Here is a 6,611-nt window from a genome sequence, read left to right on the forward strand (position 1 = left end):
GAATGAGCAACCGGATGTTATTCCATCAGGTTCGCCAACTTCACCCTTGCTCGGCTCCAGCGCCGTCGGACGGTGTCGTCGCTGATTCCCAATAGCGCAGCCACTTCGATCGCCGGCAGTTCGAGCAGGATCAACGATTCCACGATCTCGCGCTCCTCCGTCGGCAATCGGTCCAGCAGTTCCAACACCTCCCAAATCGGAAACCCCGTCGGATCCGGCGGAGCGGGAGGATCGAGTAGGGCCGCACTATCGGAAGCACCGGCCGGGCTAAAAGGCCCTACCGACGGACGGCGTCTGAGAACCCGAACGGCGTCTAAGAGAACGCGTTTCGTTTGCAGTGCGACCAAGCCCATCAGTTGCCGAACCGTCGCCGGACGAAGCTCATCCAACGCTCGATTGATGCGCACGTAGGCATCGTGCAGCACATCGTTAGTTTCTTGCCCATTGCCGCGAACGATCGAGTATCGCTCCAAGTGTTTATGCGCAATCCTCAGCATCCGAGAATACGACTGATCGAGCAGTTCGCTCCTCGCCTCCGAATTGCCGCCGTTCGCGCGGTCGAGCAGCACTTGCAGTTGGATGGTGTCGACGTTTGGGTTTTCAGAGGGCATGACGGACTCCAAAGGGATGCTCGTTCCGCTCCGAGCAGTCTTATCACATGAGCGACGTGAGAAGAGAGGTTTTCCGCATAATGGTACTCACTCGAAACTCATCGTGAAGTTGTTCGTCGTTATCGATGGTCGACATAGCGAAGTTCGATCAGCTTCTTGAATTCGAGTAAATGCGACAGTTGTCGACGATCGAGCAACGGCTTAGCAATAGTGGTCGCAGCGACTCCATACGGCAATACGCTTTTTCTCGCTGCCGGCGCGACATGCTCGCGACGAGTCGAACGAACAGCGGCAATCGAGCTTTATCCCATGACTTCGGCCAGTTCCACCAAGCGGCTCTTTTCCTTCAGCGATTTCGAAGCGGCATAGAGGACGGCCGTGACTTCGAGGATCTCTTGGTGCGGCACCGGCTCCACGCGCGTACGCACCATGTGGCGAAAAATGTCGGCCATGCGGAAGATTTGGTAGTGGTGCCCGAGCCAGTAATGCTCGTTGATCGCCGGGCTCCACTCGTAGGTCCGCTTTGCGAATACCGCAGTGGCGAAGCTATAGGTCGACCCCTTGTCGGGCCGGCCGAACCAAATCTCGGCCGGCTTGCGATCTTCATACGTCATGAGTGCGTGAGCCGTGTTGCCGCTGGCAACCATATTCACGGCCTTCACGCCGGGGCCGCGCAGCGTCATTGCCAGCCAGACCGGATGATGGCCGTAAATATGCCAGACCGGGAGCGACCAAGCGCCGGCCGTGCAGGCAATCACGTATTCGAGCGCTCCGGATTCGCCGGAGTCGCGAATGCGGAGCGCTTCTTCGGTTCCCCATTGATGGCGATACAAGCTCGACGACATCAGCGGCGCTTTGTGCTTCCGAGCGAACTCGAGGATTTTCTTCGTCTGCGCGACGGTGCCGCCGATCGGCTTGTCGCAGAAGGTCGGCAAGCCGCGGGCCAGCGCCGGCGCAAGGAGATCGAAGTGATCAAAGCCTTCATCCGATGCGTCGCCGAGCCAGATCGCGTCGACTTCTTCCGCCATCTTCTCGAGCGACGGCGCTACCTGCACACCGGGAAACGCCTCGCAGAACATCGCGGCCGATTTCGGATCGGCGTCGTAGTAGTGCGTGATCTTCGTGTCGGGAAACGGTAGCCGCGCGAAGTTGAAGTTCGGATTGCGGAAGTATTTTTCGTAGAGGTCGATTTGACCTTGCGAGAGATGCCTCTTGATGAAGTCCATGTTGACGGTCGGATGGAAGCCCTGCGCGAAGTTGTATGTGTGGCCGTTTTTGAACTGCGGCTTGCCGCTCGACGCGGCCGAGATCACTCCGATCCGCAAGATCTTCTCGGGCTGAGTCGCTTCCTCGGCTGCTTCGACGGCGGACGTCATGCTCGCCACGGCGGCCGCACCGGCGGCGGCAAGCAAATCGCGACGGCTGGAAAGATGACGAGTCGGCATCGGCGTAAGCCTCTTAAGAACAAGGTTGGTTGTTGACCGCCAGACGACGAGCGAATTCGCAATCATCTCGATTCGCGATCCACTCGAATCCCTATCGCTTTACAAGCCGAGCCTCGGTCACTCCGGCGGGAACGGTGAGTTGGTGCTCGGTCTGCTTCGTGCTTACGACCGTGACGCCCTCCGCTGATGAGCCAACCGACCAGCCTTCCGGAACGGTGATCGACACCTGAGTTCCGGTATGGTTCTCCGGCAGATCGACCGTGAGGACCTTGTCGTCAATACGAAGTGAAACCGAGGCCGCAGCGGCGATTCCGTAGTTTTTATAAGTCACCGAGCCGTCGGCGCCCAGCGCGAGCACGAGGCCGGATTTACGGTCTTAAACGCTCGCGACCGTGCCGGTGAAGGTTGCGCCGGTGAAGACCGTCCCTTCCGCTTCGGCATTGCCGGTCGTGTCGGAGAGAAACCGTCGTCCGTGCCGAAGGGTCCACTCACCTTAAGTGCCTTTCCGCCGCCGAGGGTGGCGAAATTCGGAGCGGCTTCGCCGGCGTCGCGTGGGACGAGGGCGACGAAGTAGGCGCCGTCGCCGGGCATCTGTAGCCGCCGCCGAAGAGGTGTTCGGCAGGCTTCGCTATTCGCCCATGTCGCCGAATTTGAAACACGATCTCGGCGATTATGGCGAAACGGCTTGGCTTCACGGCGAATGCCCGGGCGTGTCGGTCGAGCTGCACTGGAACTTGGTCAACTGCGCCTCGCAACGCCGAGCCGTTTCCGTCCACTTCGATAACCTGCAGTTGGAACCATTCACCGTCGACCACTTGACTATGTGGAGGCCGACGAGCGCTTCGATCCTGCTGCTCGCGTGCGTACATGCCGCCGTCGGGCATCGCTTCGATCGGCTGCAACTGATTTGCGACATCGTGCAAACTTGTCGGGCCGTGGCCGGTCCCATCGACACACAATGGCTCCGCGAGGCGATGATCCGCACCGGTGACCAAACGGCCGTGCGAACCAGTCTCGCCTTGACCGAACGCTTATTCGAAGAACCAGCCTGTCGTGATCTGCGGGAGCATCTTGGAGCAAAACCGTTGGGGTTGGTGTGGAACGCCCTGCTCGGCGGCTCATTCGTCGTCCGATCGCAGACGTCGTTCAATAAATTCCGCCGTGGCTGGTGCGTGAATTGCTCAAGCGAGCCGCTTGAAACCGCGACCGACCCGGTACGGTTCGGCCGCTATTGCATCGCCAATACCGCTCGGACTAAGCGACCGGGCCATGCTGCCGCGTCGGCCATCAGCGGTTCTAACGGCGTCCCGTCGCTCCGACTACCCTTGGTAAACGAAACGCCTCTTGGCGGCCTTCCATGGTCCCGGGAGGGCGACGTTCGGCTAATTCGGCCGATACGTCGCCTTCCGTATCTCTCGGGTTTTCTAAACCTACTTTTCCAGCGGCGCCATTGTTCATGGTGCCGTTCCGCGAGCCGAGCGTTATGCTGAGCGCGCCGGCCGCGGCTCATGTGGCCGCGTGGATTAAAAACGCTTCTAGACGGCTTTCGGCAACATAGCCTCTGAGGCCAAGTGAAACGATCAGTTGCATGATCAAGTCGTTGCCGTGGCAATACTCCGCGTTGGCGACGCTGCGAAGAGATTGGCATCCCGGGTAACCGCGGCCTAAACTGATCACGCATCGGTCGTTCTCGCCGTACACCAAGGATCGTCGCATGGACTTGGCCGTCGTCTGTTTGGTCGTGTTGGTCGTCGTGTTAGTCGTCAGTTGCGTGTCGTCGCTCAACGTCGGCTTGGCGGCGTTGGCGGCGGCATGGATCATCGGGGCGTATGTCGCACCCTACTACGAATCGAAGATCGACGTTGCGACGGTCATCGCCGGTTTCCCGGTGAAGTTGTTTCTCGACCTGGCCGGGACGACGTTGCTGTTCGCCGCCGCACAGGTCAACGGCACTCTCGGTCTCCTGGTCGACGGCGGCGTGCAGCTTTGCGGCGGTCGCGCGCGATGGGTGCCTTTATTTTATTTCTTCCTAGCCGCTGTGTGGGCGGCGTTCGGGCCCGGAAACATTGCGGCGGCGGCCCTGTTAGCTCCTTCGGCCCTGGCGTTGTCGGCACGCTTGAAGATTCCGCCGTTGGTCATGATCATCGCAGTTGCGCATGGTGCGATCGCCGGCGGAGCTTCGTCACTGACGCCGATCGGGCTGATCATCGCGGATAACTTTCGCAAACATGGACTGCAAGAGGCATTCGTTTCGACGATCGCCATGAACGCCGTCGTCAACGCCGTCCTGGCGTTCGGCGGGATGTTGCTCTTCGGCGGACGATGGTGGTTCAAAACTTCGGCGGTCGCCGGGCCAGTCGATGCCGAGCCGGTCGAAGTCGCACCGCCGGCGCAGATAACTACGTCGCACGTCGTCACGCTGGCGGCGATTCTCGGGTTAATCGTCGCCGTGTTGGCGGTACGAAACTTGAATCTCGGCTTCGCGGCGATCAGCGCCGCAGTGCTCGTCTTCGTGACTCGCTCGGCCGATGAATCGGCGTCGATTCGCTCCATGCCTTGGAATGTCGTTCTGTTGGTTACCGGCGTGTCGACGTTCGTCGCGCTGTGCGAAAAAACCGGGGCCGTCGATCTCATCTCGCAGTCGATGAAATACGTTGCCGACGAGCGAACCGTCGTCGGTTGGTCGGCCTTCGTCACAGGCACGATCTCCATCTTCAGCAGCACGTCGGGTGTCGTTCTGCCGACGTTTCTCCCGGCCGTCGGCGACATCGTTCGCGAGGTCGGCGGAGGTAATCCCGGCTCGGTCGCCACGGCCATCGTCGTCGGCTCGAACGCAGTCGACGTCTCACCTCTGTCGACGATCGGAGCCCTCTGCATCGCCGCGGCGGCTAAGACAACCGATACCCGTCCGCTGTTCAACCGCATGCTGCTCTGGGGCTTCGCTATGGCCCCGCTTGCGGCGGTGGTTTGTCAACTGCTGTTGCGCTGAGTCAGTCGATTCGCGCCTCGGCATGAGGTTCCCTCACGCGAGCCACTCCTTCAGCACTTCGTCTTGGTGCTCGCCCAGCAGCGGCCATGTTCCGTCGAGTTTCGGCTTTACGCCGTCGAGCACCAGCGGCGTGCCGGGGGTCGTCAACTTCAACCCATCACGATCGGACAACGTGTGCCACATTTCGCGGGCCTGCAATTGCGGATCTTCCATGACTTCGGCGATGTTCTTGATCGGCGCAGCCGGAACCCCCGCCGCTTCCAGCTTCGTCAGCCATTCGGCGACCGTGCCGCGACCAAGTGCCGCCGTGATCGCACCTTCCATGTAAGGCTGATTCTCGGTGCGGAGCTTATTCGTCTTCAACTTCGGATCGGCAATGAGGTGCGGCACATCGAGCACCTCGCACAACGTGAGCCACAACGCGTCGTTCCCCGCCGCGATGACGAGCGGGCCGTCGCTTGCGCGAAAGGCCTGGAACGGTGTGATCGACGGATGCCGCGTTCCCAACGGACCCGGTATATCTCCGGTCACGCCGTAGCGGACAATGGCGTTTTCAAGCACCGCAACGGTGCAGTCGAGTAGGGCTAGGTCGAGATCCGCCCCCACCTCGGTCCGACCGCGTCGAACCAGAGCCGCCGTGATCGCAAAGGCCGAATACATGCCGGCCAAAATATCACTGATGGAACTGCCGACCCGTGCCGGCCGATCGGCTTCGTGGCCGGTGATGCTCATCAACCCGCCGAGGGCTTGAACGATCACATCGTACGCCGGTCGCCTTCGATAAGGCCCCGTTCGCCCGAAGCCCGATACCGAGGTATAAATTAACCGCGGATTGATTTCGCGTAGCTTGTCGCTTCCCAAGCCGAATGCTTCCATCGTGCCGGGGCGATAGTTCTCGACGACGACGTCGGCCCGTCGAACGAGATTCACGAACGTCGTGCGATCGGTTTCGTGTTTCAAGTCGAGCGTGATGCTGCGCTTTCCGCGATTAATTCCGGCGAAGTACGCGCTCTCGCCCGAGGGCAAGAAGGGCCCATAGTGCCGAGCATCATCACCGATACCGGGCCGTTCGATCTTGACGACGTCGGCTCCCAGGTCGGCGAGCAACATCGTGCAAAACGGACCGGCGAGAACCCGTGTCAGATCGAGCACTTTCACCCCGGCAAGCGGCAAGTCGGGTACGACCATGGATCGATTGTCCTTCCCCTTATTCCCCAGCGATAGCGACGACATAGCATAGGCCGGAGTGGATCGGAGGCCAACTCGGATAGGTCTTCGCGAAAGGGCTGCAGCATAAACCGCTTCACGGCTGTGGGTTCCAACGCATCACGCTGACAGCAGCTGAGGCCGCCGACCGTAACGCCGTGCGCCGCATCGTCGCCCTAAAAATATCCGCGTGATCGCGGCATAGAGCGGATTTATATCAGGTGTATCGGTATCCGCAGTGTTTGAAGTAGTTCCGGCATTCGGTTTCGGTGAAGCGATCGAGGATGGTGCCGCAGAGCTTCCAGAGCTTGTCGACGGTTCGTTCGGCTCCGTCGCGGAGCAGCTTCTTGAACTTGGAGA

At 60.5% G+C, this 6,611-nt stretch carries 6 protein-coding genes; 2 read left to right on the forward strand and 4 right to left on the reverse strand.

The features are described 5' to 3' along the window. Nucleotides 1-17: 17 nt before the first annotated feature. The 3 genes from K8U03_22680 to K8U03_22690 form a co-directional block, all read right to left on the reverse strand. Complete coding sequence (locus tag K8U03_22680) at nt 18-611, reverse strand: sigma-70 family RNA polymerase sigma factor (GenBank protein ID MCE9607704.1); 594 nt, start codon at nt 609-611, stop codon at nt 18-20. A 302-nt stretch (nt 612-913) separates the two neighbouring features. Next, nucleotides 914-2,056, reverse strand: coding sequence for a Gfo/Idh/MocA family oxidoreductase (locus K8U03_22685; protein MCE9607705.1), 1,143 nt, complete (start codon nt 2,054-2,056; stop codon nt 914-916). A gap of 91 nt (nt 2,057-2,147) precedes the next feature. Beyond that, nucleotides 2,148-2,414, reverse strand: a complete 267-nt coding sequence (locus tag K8U03_22690) for a hypothetical protein (protein MCE9607706.1) — start codon at nt 2,412-2,414, stop codon at nt 2,148-2,150. Between the two features lie 253 nt (nt 2,415-2,667). On the opposite strand from K8U03_22690, the gene K8U03_22695 reads away from it, so the two are divergent. Next, nucleotides 2,668-3,546 carry a nucleotidyltransferase family protein gene (locus K8U03_22695; GenBank protein ID MCE9607707.1) on the forward strand — a complete coding sequence of 293 codons (879 nt, stop codon included), beginning with the start codon at nt 2,668-2,670 and terminating at the stop codon, nt 3,544-3,546. Nucleotides 3,547-3,770: 224 nt separating this feature from the next. Beyond that, on the forward strand, nt 3,771-5,045 hold the full coding sequence (locus K8U03_22700; protein MCE9607708.1) for a hypothetical protein: 1,275 nt from the start codon (nt 3,771-3,773) through the stop codon (nt 5,043-5,045). Between the two features lie 33 nt (nt 5,046-5,078). On the opposite strand, the gene K8U03_22705 is transcribed toward K8U03_22700, so the two are convergent. Further along, on the reverse strand, nt 5,079-6,233 hold the full coding sequence (locus K8U03_22705; protein ID MCE9607709.1) for a CoA transferase: 1,155 nt from the start codon (nt 6,231-6,233) through the stop codon (nt 5,079-5,081). Nucleotides 6,234-6,611 lie beyond the last annotated feature (378 nt).

It is taken from the genome of Planctomycetia bacterium (assembly GCA_021413845.1).
GTDB lineage: Bacteria > Planctomycetota > Planctomycetia > Pirellulales > PNKZ01 > PNKZ01.

Bases quoted from the DNA above. Each gene is read 5' to 3' on its own strand.
- K8U03_22700 (MCE9607708.1), top strand. From the start codon at position 3,771: ATGGACTTGGCCGTCGTCTGTTTGGTCGTGTTGGTCGTCGTGTTAGTC.
- K8U03_22680 (MCE9607704.1), bottom strand. From the start codon at position 611: ATGCCCTCTGAAAACCCAAACGTCGACACCATCCAACTGCAAGTGCTG.
- K8U03_22685 (MCE9607705.1), bottom strand. From the start codon at position 2,056: ATGCCGACTCGTCATCTTTCCAGCCGTCGCGATTTGCTTGCCGCCGCC.
- K8U03_22705 (MCE9607709.1), bottom strand. From the start codon at position 6,233: ATGGTCGTACCCGACTTGCCGCTTGCCGGGGTGAAAGTGCTCGATCTG.